23 protein-coding genes are annotated in these 19,030 nt (G+C 72.6%); 13 read left to right on the top strand and 10 right to left on the bottom strand.

Annotated features, from left to right (window positions below):
- Position 1: 1 nt before the first annotated feature.
- From QRY02_RS02855 to QRY02_RS02845, 3 genes are all read right to left on the bottom strand, one after another.
- Complete coding sequence (locus tag QRY02_RS02855) at positions 2 to 439, bottom strand: VOC family protein (RefSeq protein WP_285989926.1); 438 nt, start codon at positions 437 to 439, stop codon at positions 2 to 4.
- 11 nt (positions 440 to 450) lie between these two features.
- Complete coding sequence (locus QRY02_RS02850; protein ID WP_285989925.1) at positions 451 to 861, bottom strand: YciI family protein; 411 nt, start codon at positions 859 to 861, stop codon at positions 451 to 453.
- A 132-nt stretch (positions 862 to 993) separates the two neighbouring features.
- Positions 994 to 1,236, bottom strand: a complete 243-nt coding sequence (locus QRY02_RS02845) for a DUF2630 family protein (protein WP_013224533.1) — start codon at positions 1,234 to 1,236, stop codon at positions 994 to 996.
- An 85-nt stretch (positions 1,237 to 1,321) separates the two neighbouring features.
- Here QRY02_RS02845 and QRY02_RS02840 point away from each other — a divergent pair, with 85 nt between their 5' ends.
- The gene (locus QRY02_RS02840; RefSeq protein ID WP_093951826.1) at positions 1,322 to 1,693 is read left to right on the top strand and encodes a thioredoxin family protein; all 372 of its coding nucleotides are present in this window, start codon (positions 1,322 to 1,324) and stop codon (positions 1,691 to 1,693) included.
- Between the two features lie 48 nt (positions 1,694 to 1,741).
- On the opposite strand, the gene QRY02_RS02835 is transcribed toward QRY02_RS02840, so the two are convergent.
- Both QRY02_RS02835 and pruA read right to left on the bottom strand, forming a co-directional pair.
- Positions 1,742 to 2,671, bottom strand: a complete 930-nt coding sequence (locus tag QRY02_RS02835) for a proline dehydrogenase family protein (protein WP_285989924.1) — start codon at positions 2,669 to 2,671, stop codon at positions 1,742 to 1,744.
- A gap of 13 nt (positions 2,672 to 2,684) precedes the next feature.
- Positions 2,685 to 4,313, bottom strand: a complete 1,629-nt coding sequence (gene pruA, locus QRY02_RS02830; RefSeq protein ID WP_285989923.1) for an L-glutamate gamma-semialdehyde dehydrogenase — start codon at positions 4,311 to 4,313, stop codon at positions 2,685 to 2,687.
- 112 nt (positions 4,314 to 4,425) lie between these two features.
- Between pruA and QRY02_RS02825 the strand changes: the two genes are divergently transcribed.
- Genes QRY02_RS02825 through QRY02_RS02815 form a run of 3 tightly spaced genes read left to right on the top strand, consistent with a single transcriptional unit; the run spans position 4,426 to position 7,161 of the window.
- Positions 4,426 to 5,988, top strand: a complete 1,563-nt coding sequence (locus QRY02_RS02825; RefSeq protein WP_285993748.1) for a PucR family transcriptional regulator — start codon at positions 4,426 to 4,428, stop codon at positions 5,986 to 5,988.
- A 10-nt stretch (positions 5,989 to 5,998) separates the two neighbouring features.
- Complete coding sequence (locus QRY02_RS02820; protein ID WP_285989922.1) at positions 5,999 to 6,655, top strand: maleylpyruvate isomerase N-terminal domain-containing protein; 657 nt, start codon at positions 5,999 to 6,001, stop codon at positions 6,653 to 6,655.
- Complete coding sequence (locus QRY02_RS02815) at positions 6,652 to 7,161, top strand: AAA family ATPase (RefSeq protein ID WP_285989921.1); 510 nt, start codon at positions 6,652 to 6,654, stop codon at positions 7,159 to 7,161. Before QRY02_RS02820 ends, QRY02_RS02815 begins: the two co-directional genes overlap by 4 nt.
- 85 nt (positions 7,162 to 7,246) lie before the next feature.
- On the opposite strand, the gene QRY02_RS02810 is transcribed toward QRY02_RS02815, so the two are convergent.
- Complete coding sequence (locus QRY02_RS02810; RefSeq protein WP_285989920.1) at positions 7,247 to 8,245, bottom strand: LLM class flavin-dependent oxidoreductase; 999 nt, start codon at positions 8,243 to 8,245, stop codon at positions 7,247 to 7,249.
- A 36-nt stretch (positions 8,246 to 8,281) separates the two neighbouring features.
- Positions 8,282 to 8,674, bottom strand: a complete 393-nt coding sequence (locus QRY02_RS02805; protein WP_013224525.1) for a DUF6221 family protein — start codon at positions 8,672 to 8,674, stop codon at positions 8,282 to 8,284.
- Positions 8,675 to 9,014: 340 nt separating this feature from the next.
- Here QRY02_RS02805 and QRY02_RS02800 point away from each other — a divergent pair, with 340 nt between their 5' ends.
- On the top strand, positions 9,015 to 9,461 hold the full coding sequence (locus QRY02_RS02800; RefSeq protein WP_285989919.1) for a hypothetical protein: 447 nt from the start codon (positions 9,015 to 9,017) through the stop codon (positions 9,459 to 9,461).
- A 2-nt stretch (positions 9,462 to 9,463) separates the two neighbouring features.
- Here the strand turns inward: QRY02_RS02800 and QRY02_RS02795 are convergent, their stop codons facing one another.
- Positions 9,464 to 10,480: a DNA polymerase domain-containing protein gene (locus tag QRY02_RS02795; protein ID WP_285989918.1), complete on the bottom strand. Its 1,017-nt coding sequence runs from the start codon at positions 10,478 to 10,480 to the stop codon at positions 9,464 to 9,466.
- Between the two features lie 44 nt (positions 10,481 to 10,524).
- Here QRY02_RS02795 and QRY02_RS02790 point away from each other — a divergent pair, with 44 nt between their 5' ends.
- The 8 genes from QRY02_RS02790 to QRY02_RS02755 all read left to right on the top strand — a co-directional run bounded on the left by QRY02_RS02790 (position 10,525) and on the right by QRY02_RS02755 (position 16,884).
- The gene (locus tag QRY02_RS02790) at positions 10,525 to 11,187 is read left to right on the top strand and encodes a TVP38/TMEM64 family protein (protein ID WP_285989917.1); all 663 of its coding nucleotides are present in this window, start codon (positions 10,525 to 10,527) and stop codon (positions 11,185 to 11,187) included.
- Between the two features lie 118 nt (positions 11,188 to 11,305).
- Positions 11,306 to 12,970: a serine/threonine-protein kinase gene (locus tag QRY02_RS02785; RefSeq protein ID WP_285993747.1), complete on the top strand. Its 1,665-nt coding sequence runs from the start codon at positions 11,306 to 11,308 to the stop codon at positions 12,968 to 12,970.
- Between the two features lie 53 nt (positions 12,971 to 13,023).
- A complete protein-coding gene (locus tag QRY02_RS02780; protein WP_199191365.1) occupies positions 13,024 to 13,329 on the top strand; it encodes a hypothetical protein in 306 nt (101 codons plus the stop codon).
- 19 nt (positions 13,330 to 13,348) lie between these two features.
- A complete protein-coding gene (msrB, locus tag QRY02_RS02775) occupies positions 13,349 to 13,771 on the top strand; it encodes a peptide-methionine (R)-S-oxide reductase MsrB (RefSeq protein WP_285989916.1) in 423 nt (140 codons plus the stop codon).
- Positions 13,772 to 13,860: 89 nt separating this feature from the next.
- Positions 13,861 to 14,775 carry a TIGR04222 domain-containing membrane protein gene (locus tag QRY02_RS02770; protein WP_285989915.1) on the top strand — a complete coding sequence of 305 codons (915 nt, stop codon included), beginning with the start codon at positions 13,861 to 13,863 and terminating at the stop codon, positions 14,773 to 14,775.
- Positions 14,776 to 14,841: 66 nt separating this feature from the next.
- On the top strand, positions 14,842 to 15,756 hold the full coding sequence (locus tag QRY02_RS02765) for a TIGR04222 domain-containing membrane protein (RefSeq protein WP_285989914.1): 915 nt from the start codon (positions 14,842 to 14,844) through the stop codon (positions 15,754 to 15,756).
- Entirely contained in the window at positions 15,749 to 16,549 is an 801-nt protein-coding gene (locus tag QRY02_RS02760; protein ID WP_285989913.1) for an MbnB/TglH/ChrH family RiPP precursor modification enzyme, read from the top strand. Before QRY02_RS02765 ends, QRY02_RS02760 begins: the two co-directional genes overlap by 8 nt.
- Positions 16,546 to 16,884 carry an SCO6045 C-terminal-like domain-containing protein gene (locus QRY02_RS02755; RefSeq protein ID WP_285989912.1) on the top strand — a complete coding sequence of 113 codons (339 nt, stop codon included), beginning with the start codon at positions 16,546 to 16,548 and terminating at the stop codon, positions 16,882 to 16,884. The genes QRY02_RS02760 and QRY02_RS02755 overlap by 4 nt, the downstream gene beginning before the upstream one ends.
- A gap of 110 nt (positions 16,885 to 16,994) precedes the next feature.
- On the opposite strand, the gene QRY02_RS02750 is transcribed toward QRY02_RS02755, so the two are convergent.
- Positions 16,995 to 18,332 (bottom strand): CoA transferase, encoded by a 1,338-nt coding sequence (locus tag QRY02_RS02750; RefSeq protein ID WP_285989911.1) that lies wholly within the window; start codon positions 18,330 to 18,332, stop codon positions 16,995 to 16,997.
- On the bottom strand, positions 18,332 to 19,024 hold the full coding sequence (hemQ, locus tag QRY02_RS02745) for a hydrogen peroxide-dependent heme synthase (RefSeq protein WP_013224514.1): 693 nt from the start codon (positions 19,022 to 19,024) through the stop codon (positions 18,332 to 18,334). Before hemQ ends, QRY02_RS02750 begins: the two co-directional genes overlap by 1 nt.
- Positions 19,025 to 19,030: the final 6 nt, after the last annotated feature.

Below are 19,030 nucleotides of genomic sequence, written 5' to 3'. Positions count from 1 at the left end.
CTCAGCCGATCCGCTCGGCCAGCTCGACGATGATCCCTTCGGGCCCGCGGACGTAGCAGAGCTTGAAGCTGTCCTCGTACTGCACCAGCTCGCCGACGAGCTCGCCGCCGTGCGGTTGCAGGCGCGCCAGGACGTCTTCGATGCCGGCCACTTCGAACAGGATGTGCCGCAGGCCGGGCGCGTTCGCCGGCGCCTCCGGGTCCCCGCCCGGTCCCGCCGGCGTCCGGTACCGGATCAGCTCCAGCTTCCCGTGGCCGTCCGGCGTCCGCAGCATCGCCACGTCCGACCGGACGCCGGCCAGCCCGACGATCCGGTCGACCGCCCGGCCCTCGACCGTGTTCTCCCCCTCGACCTCGAGCCCGAGCTCGGCGAAGAAGGCCTTCGCCGCCTCGATGTCACCGACGACGATGCCGACGTGCTCCAGTCGTGGCAGAACCATCGTGCTCCCCGTCATTCCGTGATGGTCGGCGGCGCGGCCAGGAACGGGCGCAGCTCGAGCCACTCGTGGATCGGTTCCCCGCCCGGGCCGGGCGCGGCCGACAGCTCCGCGGCCAGTTCGAGGGCGCGTTCGTAGCTGTCGACGTCGATCACCGTCCAGCCGGCGATGAGGTCCTTGGTCTCCGGGAACGGCCCGTCGGTGACCGGCGGCCGCCCCTCGCCGTCGTAGCGGACGAACGTCCCTTCCGGGGCGAGCGCCTGGTGCTCGACGAACTCGCCGGTGGCCACGAGCTTGTCCCCGAAGTCCTGCATGTACTGGATGTGCGCCGTGATCTCCTCCGGCGTCCACTGGTCGATGGTCGTGTCGCAGTTGGCCGGGGCCGGCGCGCCGCGGTAGTGCTTCAGCAGCAGGTACTTGGCCATCGTGGTGCTCCCTCGGTGTGTGGCGACCCATTCTGGCCGCTTCCACCCCGGGGACGGAGCCGGTTCCGGCGTTTCGACATCGCCGGCGAAGATTTTTTGGGGGGCCGCCCCGCGAGGGGCGGCCGCTCGGGCCTACTGCCGGTAGGACTCCACCTCGGAGACCGGCCGGGCCGCGGCCTCGTCCGGGTTCTCGTGGAACTCCGTTTTCGCGCGCCGCTGCCGGAGCAGGTCCCAGCACTGGTCGAGCTGCTGCTCGACCGCGGTGAGGCGATCCTTGTCGCCGCCGCTCAGTCCCACGCCGACCGAGCGCGACCGGAGCTCGTGCTCCTCCGCGATCAGCTCGTCGATCCGGCCCAGGATCTCGCCGTCGGCCATCTGTTCCTCCTCTTCGCGGGTACTCGCGATCAGACGCTACCCCGGCCCCGGGAATTCCCGCCGCGCCCGGATCGTTGACCAGGGCATGAGCACCGTTGAGCTGACTGCCGAGAACTTCGACCAGACGGTAAACGACAACGAGTTCGTCCTGATCGACTTCTGGGCGAGCTGGTGCGGGCCGTGCCGCCAGTTCGCGCCGGTCTACGAGAAGGCCTCCGAGAAGCACGACGACCTCGTGTTCGCGAGCGTCGACACCGAAGCGCAGCAGCAGCTCGCCGCCGCCTTCGACGTCCGCTCCATCCCGACGCTGGCCATCATCCGCGACAAGACGCTGATCTACGCCCAGCCGGGCGCGCTGCCCGAGCCCGCCCTCGAAGAGCTCATCAAGCAGGCTCGCGAGGTCGACATGGACGAGGTCAAGCGCAAGGCCGCCGAAGCCGAGGCCGAACAGGCCTGACCACCACCACATGACGGAGGCCGCCCCGCGGGGCGGCCTCCGTCATGTTCAGGATTTCGTCGCGAGCCCGCGCAGGAAGAACGCCAGGTTCGCCGGGCGCTCGGCCAGGCGCCGCATGAAGTAGCCGTACCACTCGTCGCCGTAGGGCACGTAGACGCGCATGCGCGCCCCCGAAGCCGCGATCCGCGCCTGCTCCTCGGGCCGGATGCCGTAGAGCATCTGGAACTCGTGGTCGTCGTCCTTCCGGCTGTGCTCTTCGGCCAGCGCGGCGGCGATCTCGATCATCCGCGGGTCGTGCGACGCCACCATCGGGTAACCGCGCCCCGCCATCAGGACGCGCAGGCAACGGACGTACGACTTGTCCACTTCGGCCTTCTCCGCGAACGCGACCGACTCGGGCTCCGCGTACGCGCCCTTGCACAGCCGCACCCGCGACCCGGGGCCGGCCAGCTCCCGGCAGTCCTGCTCGGTGCGGCGCAGGTAGGCCTGCAGCACCGCGCCCACCCACGGGTACTCGCCACGCAGCTCGCGCAGGATGCCGAGCGTCGAGTCCGTGGTGGTGTGGTCCTCCATGTCGAGCGTCACGGTGGCGCCGACCGCCTCGGCCGCCGCGCAGATCTTCCGCGCGTTCTCCAAGGCGACGTCCTCGCCGTCCGACGGCAGGAACTGTCCCACCGCCGACAGCTTCACCGAGACGTCCGCCCCCTCGGCCAGGCCTTCCGCGGCCAGCGCGGTCAGCACGGCTTCGTAGGCCGCCACGGTCGCCGCCGCCTGCGCGGCGTCGGTGGTGTCCTCGCCCAGGTGGTCGAGGGTGATCCGGCGCCCGTCCGCGGCCAGTTCCCCGGCCACGCGGACGGCGTCGGCGATCTCCGACCCGGCCACGAACCGGCGCACCACGGACCGCGTGGCGGGCACGGCCTCGACGAGCCGCCGGATGCCCTTCGACCGGGCGGCGGCGAGCAGCGGGGCACGCAGCATGACGGTCTCCCTCTCAGCCCTGGTGCGGGTAGCGCACGGAGGTCGGCGGCACGAACGTCTCCTTGATCGAGCGGGGGCTCGTCCAGCGGAGCAGGTTGAAGATCGAGCCGGCCTTGTCGTTGGTGCCCGAAGCCCGCGCCCCGCCGAAGGGCTGCTGGCCGACGACGGCGCCGGTCGGCTTGTCGTTGACGTAGAAGTTGCCCGCGGAAAACTTCAGCGCCTCGGACGCCTTCGCGACGGCCGTGCGGTCGTTCGCGATCACCGCGCCGGTCAGCGCGTACGCGGCGGAGGAGTCGATCAGCTTCAGGACGTCGTCGAAGCCGCCGTCCTCGTAGACGTGCACCGAGAGGATCGGGCCGAAGTACTCGGTCGAGAAGATCTCGTGCTTCGGGTCGTCCGAGACGAGGATCGTCGGCTTCACGAAGAACCCGACGCTGTCGTCGGCGGTCCCGCCGGTGAGGACCTCCACCGAGGCGTCGTTCTCGACGCGGTCGAAGAGATCCGAGTGCTTGGTGAACGCGCGCCGGTCGATGACCGCGCCACCGAAGTGCGACAGGTCGGTGACGTCGCCGTAGGACAGCGCCTCGGTCTCGGCGACCAGGCCGTCCTTCAGCTCGTTCCAGACGCTGCGCGGGATGTACGCGCGCGAAGCGGCGGAGCACTTCTGGCCCTGGTACTCGAAGGCGCCACGCACCAGCGCGGTGCGCAGGACGTCGACGTCGGCGGAGGGGTGCGCGAGCACGAAGTCCTTGCCACCGGTCTCGCCGACCAGCCGCGGGTAGCCGCGGTAGCCCGCGATGTTCGCGCCGACCGTGCCCCAGAGGTGCTGGAAGGTCGCGGTCGAGCCGGTGAAGTGGATGCCGGCCAGGTCGCGGTGGGTCAGCGCGACCTCGGAGACGGCCTTGCCGTCGCCCGGCAGCAGGTTGATCACGCCCGGCGGCAGGCCCGCCTCTTCGAGCAGCCGCATGGTCAGGTGCGCGGCGAAGGACTGCGTCGGCGACGGCTTCCACAGCACGGTGTTGCCCATCAGCGCGGGCGCGGTGGGCAGGTTCCCGGCGATCGCGGTGAAGTTGAACGGCGTGATCGCGTAGACGAAGCCCTCCAGGGGGCGGTGCTCCATCCGGTTCCACACGCCCGGCGAGCTGATCGGCTGCTCGGCGAGGATGCGGCGGCCGAACTCGACGTTGAAGCGCCAGAAGTCGGCGAGCTCGCAGGCGGAGTCGATCTCGGCCTGGGTCGCGGTCTTCGACTGGCCGAGCATGGTGGCGGCGTTCAGCGTGGCGCGCCACTTGCCGGTCAGCAGGTCGGCGGCGCGCAGCAGGATCGCCGCGCGGTCGTCGTAGGACAGCGCACGCCACTCGGGCGCGGCCTCGGCGGCGGCCGCGATGGCGTCGATGGTGTCCTGCTGCGTCGCGCTGTGGATGGTGCCCAGCACGTGCCGGTGGTTGTGCGGCTGGACGACGTCGATCCGCTCGCCGCCGCCGGGGCGCTGCTCGCCGCCGATGGTCACCGTGAGGTCGACGGGTTCCGCCTGGCCCAGCCGCTTCAGCGCACCCTCGAGCTCGGCGCGCTCGGCGCTGCCCGGCGCGTAGGTCAGCACCGGCTCGTTCGTCGGGGCGGGGGTCTGGGTGACGGCGTCCACGGCGGCTCCTCTGCTGGCTTACTCCCTGGTGATGCCCCGAACGGTAACTCCGGACACGCGTCGGAGGCTTGTTCGATCGGCTAAAATCGCTCGAGTGACATTGGCCGATCGGATAACGTCATTGCGCCACGTCCTGGCGACGCTGGGCGAGCCGCTCGTCGAGGTCGTCGTGGCCCCGCACGGCCTGGGCGTCGCGGTCACCGACGTCGTCATCCTCGACCCCGAAGACCCCCTGGAGGCCTCCCCCGGCGACCTGGTGCTGGTGATCGGCGCCCGCGGCCGGGCGGCGGCCCCGGCCATCCGCGCGGCCGGGCGCGGCGGCGCGGCCGCGGTGGCGGTCAAGGGCGCGACCGGTGCCGACGTCGCCGCCGACGCGGGCGTCGCGCTGCTCACGGTCGGGGCGGAGGCGCGCTGGGAGCAGGTCGAATCGCTGGCGCGCGGAGTCGTCGAGGCCGCCCGCGCGGGCGGGGAGGCGGCCGGCGGCGAGGTGCTCGGCGACCTGTTCGCCCTGGCCCAGACGATCGCGACGCTCACCGGCGGCCTGGTCAGCATCGAGGACACGGCGAACCGCGTGCTCGCGTATTCGCGGGCGGGCGACGAGGTCGACGAGCTGCGCCGGCTGTCGATCCTCGGCCGCGAAGGCCCGGAACGCTACCTCGCGATGCTGCGCGAATGGGGCGTCTACCAGCGGCTCCGCGCCGGGGAAGGGATCGTCCGGATCGACGAACGGCCCGAGCTCGGCATCCGCCGCCGCATCGCGGCGGGCATCCACGCGGGCAAGCAGCCGCTCGGCACGATCTGGGTCCAGGAGGGCGCCCAGCCGCTCACCGAACGGGCCGAGACGGCGCTGCTCGGGGCGAGCCGCACCCTGGCCCCGCAGCTGATCCGGGCCCGCACGCTGCCGAGCCCGGAGCTGCGGCTGCGCGAAGACCTCCTGGCCAGCCTCCTGGAAGGGCGGCTGGACGCGGAGTCCGTCGCCGACGACATCGGCGCGGATCCCGCGCGGCCGGCCCAGGTCCTGGCGTTTTCTTTGGAGCGCTCCGACAACCGGCAGCTGCGACGCGCCGAACTCGTCCACCTGATCGCCGTCCACACGGCGGCCTACCGGCGCAGCGCGCTGGTGAGCGTGATCGGCGGCCGCGTCTACGCGCTGCTGCCGGACCTGCCCGAGCACTCCGACGCGGCGGTGCTGGCGCTGGCCCGCGAAATCGCCGCCACGGCCCGCCGGCACCTGGACGTCCCGGTGCGGGCGGCCCTCGGCGGCGTCGTACCCCGCCTGTCGGAGGCGGCGGCCTCCCGCGGCGACGCCGACCGCGTCCTGGCGGCGATGACGCGCGGGCACTGGGCCGCGGACGTCGCCTCGCTCGCCGACGTCCGCGCCGAAGTGCTGCTGTCGGAGGTGCTGGCCTTCCTGGACGCGCAGCCGCGGATCCGCGACCCGCGGCTGACGACCCTGGTGGAGCACGACACCGAGCACGGCGGCATCCTCGTGCCGGCGGTCCTGGCCTGGCTGAACGCGTTCGGCGACGTCCGCGCGGCGGCGCGGGTGCTGAACATCCACCCGAACACGGTCCGGTATCGCGTCCGCCGCGCGGCCGAGGTGTCCGGAGTGGACTTCGAGGACCCGGCTCAGCGGCTGTTGACTCAGCTGCAATTGAGGCTTCGACCCTGCTAGCTTCGCGCGCGTGGATCTCTTTTCGCGCACGTGGGCGGCGTTGCGCGCCGCGGTCGCTTCCCTTCCCGATGCCGAGTTCGAGAAGCCGTCGGGCTGCCGGGGCTGGCTGGTCCGGGACCTGGTCTGCCACCTGGTGATCGACGCGCAGGACGTGCTGATCACGCTGGCCACCCCGGCGTCCTCGGCGTTGACGCACGACGCGATCACGTACTGGGCGGTGTCCGGGACCCCGCCGTCGGGCGACGACCCGCTGTCGGCGCTGATCGTCCGCCTGGCGGCGGCGTACCAGGACCCGGCGCTGCTGAAGTTCCACCTGGACGACGTGGGGTCGGCGGCGGGCCGCGCGGCGGACCTGGCGGACCCGGGAACGCGGGTGTCGACGCAGGACATGGTGCTGACCGCGGGCGACTACCTGTCGGCGTACGTGCTGGAGTGGACGTTGCACCACCTGGACCTGGTGGCGAACGTGCCGTCGGCGGCCGGGCCGCCTGCCGAGGGCCTGGCGCGCACGCGGGTGATGCTGGAGAAGATCGCGGGAGCGGAGTTCCCGCCGTCGTTCCCGGACGAGGACGTCCTGCTGGTGGCGACGGGGCGCCGCGCCCCCACCGGCGCCGAGCGCGAGGCACTGGGCGACGTGGCCGCGCGGCTGCCGCTGGTGCTCGGGTGATCGTCTGGCTGAACGGCACGTTCGGCGCGGGCAAGACGACGACCGCGCGCGAGCTCGCCGGGCTGCTGGGCGCCCGGACGTTCGACACGGAGTTCGTCGGCTACCTGCTGCGCACGGCGTTCCCGGAGCACGAGGGCGACTTCCAGCACCTGCCGCTGTGGCGGCCCCTCGTCGTGGAGAACACGGTGCGGGTGCACGAACACGCCGGGACGCTGGTCATCCCGCAGACCGTCCTCGTCGAGGCGTACGCGCGGGAAATCTTCGACGGCCTGGCCGGCCGCGGCGTCCCGGTCGCCCACTTCGTGCTGCACGCCGAGGCCGCCGAGCTGCGCCGCCGGATCGAGGAGTCGGCCGACACCTTCGCCCGCCAGTGGCGACTCGACCACGTCGACCGCTACGGCGAGGCCCTGCCGTGGCTGCGCCGGTCGGCGACGCTGGTGTCCACGGAGGGGAAAACGCCGGCCGAGGTGGCGCACGGCATCGCGGAACGGGTGCGAGCCCGCTGAAATCCGCTCCGGCGATTGTTCACGCGGTGCCGAGGCAGCCGGAAATCCGATAACCCACGCGATCGCCGGACAATTCGGCGGCAATTCACCCGGCGGAAACGCGAAGCTCCGCCAGTTCGGCCAGCGCGGCGAAAGAATCCAGCCGCGCCGATTGGTCGTAGGCGGCGGTCGTGGCGAGGATTTCGTCGGCGCCGGTCACCGCGACCAGCCTGCCCAGCCGGTCCGCCACTTCGGCCGGCGTGCCCGAAACCTGACCGTCCAAAGTCTCCTCGAGCCGCGCGCGCTCGCGGTCGGTCATCGGTGCCGCGAGGATGCCGTCGGGCGGCTCCAGGGGCGGGAAGATGCCGTGGGAGCGCGAATACACCGTCGCCCAGGCTTCCGAGACGAGCAGCCGGCGCGCGTCCGCCGCCGAGTCCGCCACCGCGATCGCCGTCGACACCACCACGTACGGCTCGCGCGCCCAGCCGGACGGCCGGAACCCGGTCCGGTAGCGCGTCACGGCTTCGGCCAGCGCACGTTCACCGCGCACCGGGGCGATCACCAGGGGCAGCCCGAGTTCCGCGGCGAGGTCCGCGCCCGACCCGGTGGCCAGCAGGAACGGCGGCACGCGCAGCCCCTCGGCCGGGTAGGCGTGCACGCCGGGGTAAGCGTGTTCCCCGGTGAAGAAGCCGAGCAGCTCCCGGACCTGCGCGCCGAAGTCGCCGGCGTCCTCTTTGCCGTGTCCCAGCGCCGATCGGACGCCGCCGGTGAAGCCGACGGACCGGCCGAGGCCCATGTCGATCCGGCCCGGGTGAAGCGCTTCCAGCACGCCGAACTGCTCCGCCACGACCAGCGGCCGGTGGTTCGGCAGCATCACGCCACCGGTACCGACGCGGATGCGGCTCGTCGCGCTCGCGACGGCGGCGGCGAGCACGGTCGGCGCGGACCCGGCGACGCCCGGCACGCCGTGGTGCTCGGACACCCAGAACCGGTGGTAGCCCAGCCGTTCGACGGCGGCGGCGAAGGCGATGGTGTCCCGCAGCGCCTGCGCGGGCCCGCGGTCCCGCCGCACGGGCGAGCGGTCGAGCACGGAGAACAACGTCACGCGGGGTGCAACGCCGGGCGTCCGGCGGGATTCCCGTCAGGGGCGCCAGCGCTCGCTGTACTCCGGGTGGTCGGCGTAGGGCAGGGCCAGCAGGCGCAGCGTGAGGCACCAGTTGGAGCCGGCCTCGTCGGCGGGCACGTGGCAGGTCTCACACCAGTATTCGCTGCCGTAGAGCGGAAAACCGGGGACCTTCTCCGACACGGTCGTGCGGTGGGCGAGCAGGATCCGCCGGGTCGCCTCGATCTCGTTGATCATCTGGTTGACCACGTCGAGCTCGAGGTCGGTGAGCCCGCGGATCTTCTGTTCCACGGCGACCTTCGTCTCGCCGCGGTTCATCACCTCGCCGGCCTTCGCCTTGTTGACGGCCTGCATGATCAACGCCTGCCGCGCGCCCACGCGCGCCGCGAGGAAAGCGATCAGGTCGTCCACGAACGGCCTCCTTCCTCGGACCCGCTCCCCGACGGTCCCGGGGAGTCGTCGATCCGGAACCGCACGTTACGCCGTCGGAGACCAAGATCGTGACATCGCAATCGGCCGTGCAACATTTGTGACCCGAAAGGCGACAGCGGGCGCTTGGGTGATCACTCCGTGTTCGGATTGGTTCTTTCGGCCGAGCGTAAATCCCCGGTGTGGTCGCTGATCCGGTGATGACCGCCACGGCTGTGGCCGTGGTTACGAATGGTCCCGGAGGGCAGTCCCGATCGTGCCACGCCGTCACGCCGGGCTCCGCCGTCACGTCTGTCCCCAGCACAGAGTCACGGAGGTGGTCATGTCCGTTCCTGCCTCACCCGGCCCGCAGGTGCCGTACTACCCGCCGCCGGCTCCGCCGCCCCGGCACAGGAAGTGGCCGTGGGTGGTCGGCGTGCTCGCGTCGATCCCCGCGTTCGCCGCTCCGACCACTGCGGAACCGGTCCTGCCCGAACCCACGGCGAAGGACTACTCGGTCGACCTGGCCGTGCAGTCCAAGCAGTGTTTCGGTTCGGCGGGGTGCAACGTGGTCGTCGAGCCGAAGCTCAACGCCCTCGGCGCGAGCACCCTGCTTTGGGAATGCGACATCACCTACAGCATCTCGGGCGACGAATCCGGCGAGCTCATCGAGACCGCCTACGCCCAGGGCGGCACCTCGTACCGCGTCGACCGCACCAGCATGAGCACCAAGAACGGCAAGGTCGTCCCGAAGGCGGCCGTGACCGCCGACAGCTGCCGCAAGCCGTGAGGTCACTCGGGACGCGCTTTGCTCGGCTGCACCCGCTTCGGCTCCCCCGGCATCTTCGGGTAGTCCGGCGGATAAGGCAGCTCCCCCAGCCCGTGGTCGCGCAGGTCCCGCTCGTACCACTCCAGCGCCGTCTCCAGCCCGAACGGCGAGGCGTCCATCGGTGCGTGCAGGTCTCCGTGCTTCTCCAGGAACGGCGGGATCGTCAGCACGTCGAAGTCGTCCGCGTCCACCTCGCCCAGCAGGTCCCACGTCAACGGCGTCGACACCGTGGCGCGCGGGGTGCCGCGGACCGACCAGGCCGAAGCCACCGTCCGGTCGCGGGCCGCCTGGTTGTAGTCGAGGAAGACCCGGCCCCCTCGCTCCTCCTTCCACCAGTTGACCGTCGCCTTCTCCGGGATCCGGCGGGCGACCTCGCGGCCCAGCGCGATCACCGCGTGCCGGACCGCCACGAAATCCCACTCCGGCCGGATGCGGACCAGCACGTGCACCCCGCGGCCGCCCGAGGTCTTCGGCCAGCCCGTCAGGCCCGCGTCCGCCAGGACCTCGCGGACCACCACGGCCACCTCGACCGCGTCCGCGAAGCCCGCCCGATCCGGCGGGTCGACGTCGATCCGGAGCTCGTCGGGGTGGTCGGCGTCCGGGCGGCGGACCGGCCACGGGTGGAAGTCGAACGTGCCCAGGTTGGCCGCCCAGGCGAACACCGCGGGCTCGGTCGGGCACACCTCGGCCGCCTTGCGGCCGGACGGGAACGTGATCTCGGCGGTCGAAACCCACTCGGGCGCGCCCTTCGGCACGCGCTTGGCGTAGAACCAGTCGCCCTCGACGCCGTCGACGTAGCGCTTCAGCGTCGTCGGACGCTCGCCGATCGCACGCAGCAGCGGCGCGCCGACCGTGATGTAGTGCTCCACGACCTGCCGCTTCGTGATGCCACGCTGGGGGAAGTACACCTTGTCCGGGCTGGTGACGCGGACCGTGCGCCCGCCCACCTCGTACTCGACCGGGTCACCGTGCTTGGGCATGCGGCCACGCTAGCGCGCGAACGCCGGCCGGTAGGCTCGAACGGGTGTCCGGCCGCACCAAGCTGATCGTCGCGCTCGCCGTGCTCGCCGCCTTCGCGGCGGCCGCGGTGCTGCTGCCGATCCCCGGTCCGGCCGACCTGCGGGCCTGGGCCGCCACCACCGGCCCCGCCACCCCGCTCGTGCTGCTCGCCGCGTACTCGCTGCTCACCGTGGCGCCCCTCCCGCGCACGGTGTTCAACCTCGCCGCCGGCCTGCTCGTCGGCACCGCGGCCGGGATCGCGATCGGCCTGGTCGCCACCACCATCGCGGCCGGCCTCTCCTTCGGCCTGGCCCGGCTGCTCGGCCGCGACCTGGTCACCCGGCACCTGCACCGGTCCGCGGTGAAGACGGTCAACGACCGCCTTTCCGGCGGCGGCGTCCTCGCCATCACGTCACTGCGGTTGATCCCGGTGGTGCCGTTCGCGCCCTTCAGCTACCTCTGCGGGGTGTCCTCGGTGCGGCTGGCCCCGTACCTGGCCGGTACGCTGCTCGGCAGCGTACCCGGCACGGTCGCCGTGGTCGTCCTCGGCGACGCCCTGACCGGCGACACGCCGCCCGCGCTGCTCGCCTGTTACGGCGTGTTCGCGCTGGCCGGAGCGATCGGGCTGGTCAAGGTGTTCAAGAAGCGGGCACCGGCCGAACCGCAGCCCGCCGGACCGGCTGGCTGACGCGAACAGCGCGCGGCCGACCGCTACACTCGATCGGGTGCGCGAAGCGGTAACGCGCTGAGCAAGGCCACCACCACCGGGAATTTCGTCAGGAGCAGTCGCCATCGACACCGGTCAGCTGATCGCGGGGCACTACCGCCTCGTCGAGCACATTGGTAGCGGTGCCATGGGTGTCGTGTGGCGCGCGACCGACGTGCGCCTCGAACGCACCGTCGCGATCAAGCAGATCCTCCCGCAGCCGGGTGTCTCCGAGACCGAACGCGACAACATGCGCCAGCGCGCGATGCGCGAGGCGAAGAACGCGGCCCGGTTCCAGCACCCGAACGCCATCGTGGTGTTCGACATCGCCGAGCACAACGGCGACCCGTGCCTGGTGATGGAGTACCTGAACGGGCCCAGCCTCTCCACGATCCTCGCCGAGGAAGGCACCCTCCCGCTCGGGCGGGTCGCCCGGATCGGCGAGCAGGTCGCGTCCGCGCTGGTGGCGGCCCACCGGGCCGGGATCGTGCACCGTGACGTCAAGCCGGGCAACATCCTCATCGACGAGACCGGCACCGCGAAGATCACCGACTTCGGCATCTCCCGCGCGGCCGGCGACATGACGCTGACGGCGACCGGCCTGATCGGCGGCACGCCCGCGTACCTGGCGCCCGAGCTGGCCCGCGGCGCCGACCCGGTGCCCAGCTCCGACGTCTTCGCCCTCGGCGCGACCCTCTACCAAGCGATCGAGGGCACCACGCCGTACGGCAACACGACCAACCAGCTCGCGCTGCTCTACGCGGCGGCGAACGGCCAGATCAACCCGCCGGTGCAGGCGGGCGGGGCCACCGCGCTGCTGATGAGCCTGCTGCGCAGCGAGCCGGGCGAGCGGCCGAGCATGGCCGAGGCCCGCGAGCGGCTGGCCGCGCTGGCCCGCACCGAGCCCGGCGGCATGACGGCGTCCCCGCCGCTGCTCTCCGGCGGCGCGGGCCGCAAGCCCGCCGCACCCGCCTCCGCGGACGACGGCGAGCGGCCACCCTGGCAGCGGACGGCGAACAAGGCACCTTCGTCCCCGCCGGTCGGCACGCCCGTGCCCGCGAACAAGGCGCCGTCGAACCCGCCGCGCCCGACCGCGGCGTTCATGCCGATGCGGTCCCCGGCCGCGCCGCCGAACACCCCGCCCAGACCGGTGCCCGCGGCCGCGCCGTCGGCCAGGGCCCCCCAGTACTCGTCAGGCACCGCGAAGCCGGACAACAAGCGCAAGTACGCGCTGTTCGCCGGCGCCGGCGCGGCGGTCGTCGTGGTCGCGGTGATCGTGTTCCTGGTCCTGAACTCCGGCAACGGCGGTTCGGGCGGCAACCAGACCGCCCAGTCGCCCGGCAACCAGCCGACGACGGGTCACAGCAGCACGTCCAAGTCCGCCAGCCCGAGCACCTCGGCGCCGCCCGCCGACCTGGGCAAGACCCCTTCCGAGGGCAAGGTCACCGCGATCGGGCCCACCGGCCAGCAGCTGGTCAACTTCTTCAACGCCCCGACCGACAACTGGAACATGCTGACCCCGGCCGCCCAGGCGGTCTACGGCGACCAACAGCAGTTCCAGCAGTACTGGGCGGAAAACAAGAAAAACGTGGGCGCGTTCAACACCGCGCGCACGGACGAGGGTGTCGCCGAAGACGGCTCCGTGCAGATGTACCTCAACATCCTGAACGGCCGGCACAAGTTCCGGATGGTGATCGTCGGCGGGCAGACCCTCATCGACGCGAACACCAAGCTCGACGCCATCACGGCCAGCCCGAGCTACTGAGACGTAACGCGCGTCCGGTGGGCTGAGCGGCGCGGATGGCCTACCGTGGTGGCATGGCCGACGACGGAGCTTCACTGCCGGGCCCGAATCCTCGCTTCCACGAGGACCTGGTCGGCCTGGACCCGTACGACCCGGAGGCGCGCGCGTTCGCCGAGCACCTCGACCGCATCGAACGCTGTGGCCCGAACTACACCATCGAGGCCGCCCTCGACGGCGTCGCCGACTTCGCCGACTCCAGCAACCGCCTCGGCGGGCTGCGCTACTGGGTGTCGGCCCTCATCGTGATCCTCATCGTGCTCGGCGTGATCGTGGCCGCATGGGACATCGTGGTGCACGCCCTCGCCTGGCTCGCGGCGTAACGTGGATCGGGTGAAAGGTATGAAACCCGTTGTCGGCGCGACCCCTCGCGTCGTGAAGTCCGAGCAGGAATGGCGGGCGCAGCTCAGCCCCGACGAGTTCGCCGTGCTCCGCCAGGCGGGGACCGAACGGCCGTTCACCGGTGAGTACACCGACACCAAGGCCACCGGCGTCTACGAGTGCCGCGCCTGCGGTGCCGAGCTGTTCCGCAGCGACACGAAGTTCGAGAGCCACTGCGGCTGGCCGTCGTTCTACGACCCGGCCGACTCCGACGCCGTGCTGCTGCGCGAAGACCGCACCATGGGCATGAAGCGGATCGAGGTGCTCTGCGGCTCCTGCCACAGCCACCTCGGGCACGTCTTCGAAGGCGAGGGCTACCCGACCCCGACCGACCAGCGCTACTGCATCAACTCGATTTCGCTGAAACTGGTCACCGAGCCGTAAAACCCGCCGCCCTAAATCTCCCTTAAGCGAGCAACCCGCCGCCCTTCCTCGAACGTAGTCTCCGCACACGGACGAGGGAGGGCGGACTCATGACCGACACCTGGGGTATTCCCGGACCGGTGTTCGCGGGGCTTTACCTGGGGTTGCTGTTTCTCGTGGCGCTGGTCGCGGTAGTGCGCGCCGCGCTGCTCGCGCGGGGACGCACCGGCGGGGCACCGGACACGGCCGAAGAACTGGCGCTGCTGACCGGCGGGCGGGAGCGCGCCGGTGAACTGGTCGTCGCCCGGCTGCTCGAGCGGCAGCTGATCCGGCTCGACGGCACCGGACGCGTGCACCGCGTCCGGGGTTCGGCAACCGACGACCTGGGCCGGGCCGCACTCGCGCGGATCGGCAAGACCGGCAGCTCCGTCGACCGGGTGCGCGCCGAGGTGGCGCGCCACCCGTCCGTGGCGAACCTGGAGGCCGGGCTGGTGGCCCGCGCGCTGCTCACCGACGTCCGGAAACTGCGCCGGACCCGGCTGCTGACCACCGTGGCGCTCTGGGCGCTGTTCGTCCTCGGCGTCGTCCGGCTGATCGCGGGCTCTTCGACCGGGCACCCCGTCGGCTTCCTGCTGGGCCTGCTCGTCCTGAACACCGTCGCGGCCGTGGTGGCCACGGTCCGCGCCGCGAACAAGCCCCAGGTGAAGGCCACCCTCGCCGGCCGGAGGGCCGCGGAAGAGGCGCGCCGCGCCCGGACGCTCGTCACGGGTCCGTCCGGGGCCGTCGCGGCGGACGGCTTCGGCAGCCACCCGGAGAAGGACGTCCGGCTGGCCGTCAGCCGCGCCACGCAGCAGTCCACGGCACGCGCCGCCCGCCGCCCGCGCACCCGCTGGGCGAGCGGGGGCGGCGGCGCGGCCGTCGGCTACTACGGCGGCAGCTCCTGCGGCGGGGGCGGCAGCTCGTGCGGCGGTGGGGGCGGTGGCTGCGGCGGCGGTGGCGGCGGCGGCGGGGGCTGTGGTGGTTGAAACGCCGACGCGAGCGCGTGCGTCTCACAGCTACGGTAACCGCGACACACTGAGGGGAGACGGGCGATGACCGACCCGTGGGGCATCTCCGGACCGGATTTCGTGGTCCTCTACATCGCGTTGCTCAGCGCCGTGCTGCTGGTCCGGCTCGTCGTGACCGGGATCGTGAGCAGCCGCGCGATGCGGGCGGACGCCGTCACGCCCGATCCGCCGCCGAGCGTCTACCAGCTGGCCTTCCTCGCCGGCGGCCCCGACCGGGCCGTCGACGCGGCGATCGCCGCCCTGGTCGAGCGCGGGCAGCTGCGCGTCAACAGCTACAAGCAGGTCAGCCAGGCCGGGACGCGGCCGGCCGACCCGCTGGAGCGGGCGGTCTTCGACGCGGCGCAGCTGAAGACGACGGCGACGCTGCGAGCGCACGGCCGTCAGTCGGCGGCGATGCGGGCCTTGGAGGAGGGCCTCGACCAGCGCGGGCTGCTGGCGTCGGCGGCCGCCAAGCAGCAGGCGCGGACGTTCGGGCTCCTCCTGCAGCTGGCGGTGCTGGCGTTCGGCGTGGCGCGGCTGGTCAACGGCATTTCCCTCGGCCGCCCGGTCGGGGTCCTGGTGTTCCTGGTCCTCGTCGCGGCGGTGCTGGCGATCGTGGCGGCGGTCCGCCGGTCGAAGACGGGCGCCCGGCAGCCGTCGGCCGCGGGGCACCGCCTGCTCGGCCAGGCCCGGGCCGCGGCGAGCGGACCGGTGCCGGCCGGCATGCTGGCCGGCGGCGTGCTGCTCGGCGGGGCGGCGGCCGCGGTCGCGCTGGGCGGCTGGGCCATGTACCCGGACGAGGAGCTGAGCGCGGCGCTGACCCCGCCGGTGACGTCGTTCGGGGGCGGTGGCTCGTCCGGCGGGTCGTCCTGCAGCAGCGGGTCGTCCTGCTCGAGCTCGTCGTGCAGCAGCGGGTCTTCGTGCGGTTCGTCGTGCGGCGGAGGGGGCTGCGGTGGGTGAGCTGGGCATCGGGATCGGCTGGCGGCACGAGCTCGACCTGTCCATCGCGCGGCTGCCGGGCGTGGACTGGGTCGAGGTCGTCGCCGAGAACCTGCACGCCGACCACCTGCCGGAGACGCTCGTGACGCTGCGCGAGCGGGGCCTGCCGGTGCTGCCGCACGCCGTCTCGCTGTCCCTCGGCGGGGCCGAGCCGCTGGACACCGGCCGCGTCCAGCACCTCGCGGAGGTCGCGCGGGCGCTGGACGCGCCGCTGGTCAGCGACCACGTGTGCTTCGTGCGCGCGGGCGGCCTCGACTCGGGGCACCTGATGCCCCTCCCCCGCACGCGCGAGGCCCTGGACGTGCTGGTGGCGAACGTCCGGCTGGCCCAGTCCATCGTGGACGTGCCGCTGGCGCTGGAGAACATCGCCGCGGTGCTCGACTGGCCGGACGCCGAGCTGACCGAGGAGCAGTTCCTCACCGAGCTGACCGACCGGACGGGCTGCCGGCTGATCATCGACGTGGCGAACCTGTACGCCAACGCCCGCAACATCGGCACGGACCCGGTGGCGTTCCTGGACGGAATCCCCTGGGAGCGGCTGGCGTACGTGCACATGGCGGGCGGCATCGAGCGCGACGGCGTCTACCACGACACGCACGCGCACCCGGTGCTGCCGGAGGTGCTGTCGCTGTTGACGGAGCTCCGCCGCCGGACGGACCCACCGGGAGTGCTGCTGGAGCGCGACGACGACTACCCGACCGACGACGAGCTGGCGGCGGAGCTGTCGGCCCTGCGGGCGGCGGTGACGGGGTGAGCCGTTCGGAGCTGGCCCGTCGCCAGGCGGAGCTGCTGCACGCGTTGCTGGCCGACGGCCCGGCCCCGGCGGGCTTCGACCCCGCCCGGCTGAAGGTGGAGGCTCAGGTGCTCCGCCGGAAGCACGGGCGGGTGCTGGCCTATCAGCGGCCCGAGCTGGCGGAGGCGCTGGGCGAGCGGTACGGGTCGCTGTTCGCGCAGTTCACGGCGGCCCGGCCGAAGAAGGCGACGGAACGGTCGGGGGCGTACGCGGACGAGTTCGCGACGTGGCTGATCGAGCACGGCCACCTCCCGAAGCCGAAGCGGCGGCTGGTGGACCGCCTCCGGCGGCGCTGATCCACAGTCCCGCCGGGCGTCTGACCAGGCTTTTCGTCGGACTGAGCCGGCAGACTGGAACTGGGGCGGCCCCCAAGGGGGGCGCGTTCCGCCTCAGGGCAGGTCCCGCCTCAGGGCGTCCAGGTCGGTTTGTCGACTCCCGGCATCCGCGTCCCGAACTCCCAGTACGGCTGCGCGCCCGGCAAGCCGCCGGCCATCCGGACCCGCGTCATCCGGCCGTAGCCGCTGTCCACTTCCTCCAGCAGGTCGCCGTAGTCGACGTCCGCCGCCGGCGTTTCCTTGCGGCCCAGCGAATCCAGCCATCGGCCCGTGCCCGCCAAGGACAGCCGGGCTCGCCACGTTCCGCCGTCGGTGACCTGGCGGTGCAACGCCGTCATCACCGCCGCCGCCGTGAGCCAGCCCGTTGCGTGGTCCAGGGCCTGGACCGGCAGCGGTGACGGTGGCTCGCCCCACGCCAGGCCGCTCGACATCTGGACCAGGCTGTCGAACCCGCGCCGGCGCGCCCAAGGGCCTTCCCAGCCGTACGCGCTCAGGTCCGCGATCACCAAGCCCGGCCGCAGCTCGGCCAGCTCCGCGGGCCCGAACCCGATGCGCTCCAGCGCACCCGGGCGGAACGACTGGACCAGCACGTCCGCGCGGCTGATCAGCTTCTTCAGCCGCGCGCGGCCGCCCTCGGTGTCCAGCGCGACGAACGTCGAACGCTTGCCCTGGTTCGTGTCCCGCACCAGCGCCTCGACCCGCGGCAGGTGCGCGGCCCCGACGTGCAGGACGTCGGCGCCGTGCGCGGCCAGGACCCGCCCGGCCACCGGCCCGGCGAGCACGTGCGTCAGCTCCAGCACCCGGATCCCGCCCAGCGGCCGGTCCGAGTAGAACAGCGTCCGTTTCGGAGCCGGGTCCAGCGGTGTCAGCGAAACCAGCGGCAGCGACGCCACCGCCTCGCCCTGCGGGTGCGCCGCCCAGTCCGACGGCGAACGCAGCTCGGCCGCCGCTCCCCCGGCCGACACGACGGCGTGCTCCACCTCGCGCGCCCGGCGTCCGGCGACCGCCTTTTCGACGGCCTCGCGGGACCCGGGGACACCGAGGCCCCAGCACACCGCCGCTTCGTGCCGCGGGTAGTTGGCGTGCAGCCGGACCCAGCCGTCGGCCGCGCGGTAGTCGCCCGACAGCGGTGCCCAGACGGACTCCGCGCCGACGCCGTCCACCCGCAGCAGCTGCTCGCTCCGGAACGCCGCCGCCGCGTGGCGCGTGTCCGCCGTGACGACGCCGGGCTCGATGTCACGCAACCGAAGCATTTCCCCGGCCGCCAGGGTCGCCGCCGCGACCGACACCGTGGCCGCTGCCGCCACCCGGTACGGGCCGGGCAGCACGTCTTCGGCGCCGGTCAGCTCGACCGGTCCCGGCGCGTCCCCGGTCAGGGTGCGCCAGACGCCGTCCAGGACCTCGCGCACTACGGGAGAGCCGCGACGAGCTCGGCGGGCGGCACGCGGGTGCCGGTGTAGAACGGGATCTCCTCGCGCACGTGCAGCCGCGCCTCGGTGCCGCGCAGGTGGCGCATGAGGTCGACGATCCGGTGCAGCTCGTCGGCCTCGAAGGCGAGGATCCACTCGTAGTCGCCCAGGGCGAACGACGCGACGGTGTTCGCGCGCACGTCCGGGTAGTCGCGGGCTTCCTTGCCGTGGTCGGCGAGCATCTTGCGGCGGTCGGCGTCCGGCAGCAGGTACCACTCGTAGGACCGCACGAACGGGTAGACGCAGATGAACTTGCGCGCCTCTTCACCGGCCAGGAAGGCCGGGATGTGGCTCTTGTTGAACTCGGCGGGCCGGTGCAGCGCGGTCTGGCTCCAGACCGGCGTCGACGCGCGGCCCAGCGGCGTCCGGCGGAACCCGGCGTAGGCGGCCTGGACCTGCTCGATCTCCTCGGCGTGCCACCAGATCATGAAGTCGGCGTCGGCACGCAACGCGGACAGGTCGTAGACGCCGCGGACGACGACGCCCTTGGCCTCCAGCCCGTCGAGGTACTCCGCGGTCTCACGGCCGGCGGTCCCGCGGTCCTCGCCCAGCCGCCCCGGCTCGATCCGGAAGACCGACCAGGTGGTGTAGCGGATGGTGTCGTTGAGCTCGTTGTAGTTGACCCGCGCCATGTCCCC

It is taken from the genome of Amycolatopsis sp. DG1A-15b, from assembly GCF_030285645.1.
In the GTDB taxonomy this organism is placed as follows: Bacteria; Actinomycetota; Actinomycetes; order Mycobacteriales; family Pseudonocardiaceae; genus Amycolatopsis.
This window is presented reverse-complemented; position numbering and strand designations above follow the sequence as displayed.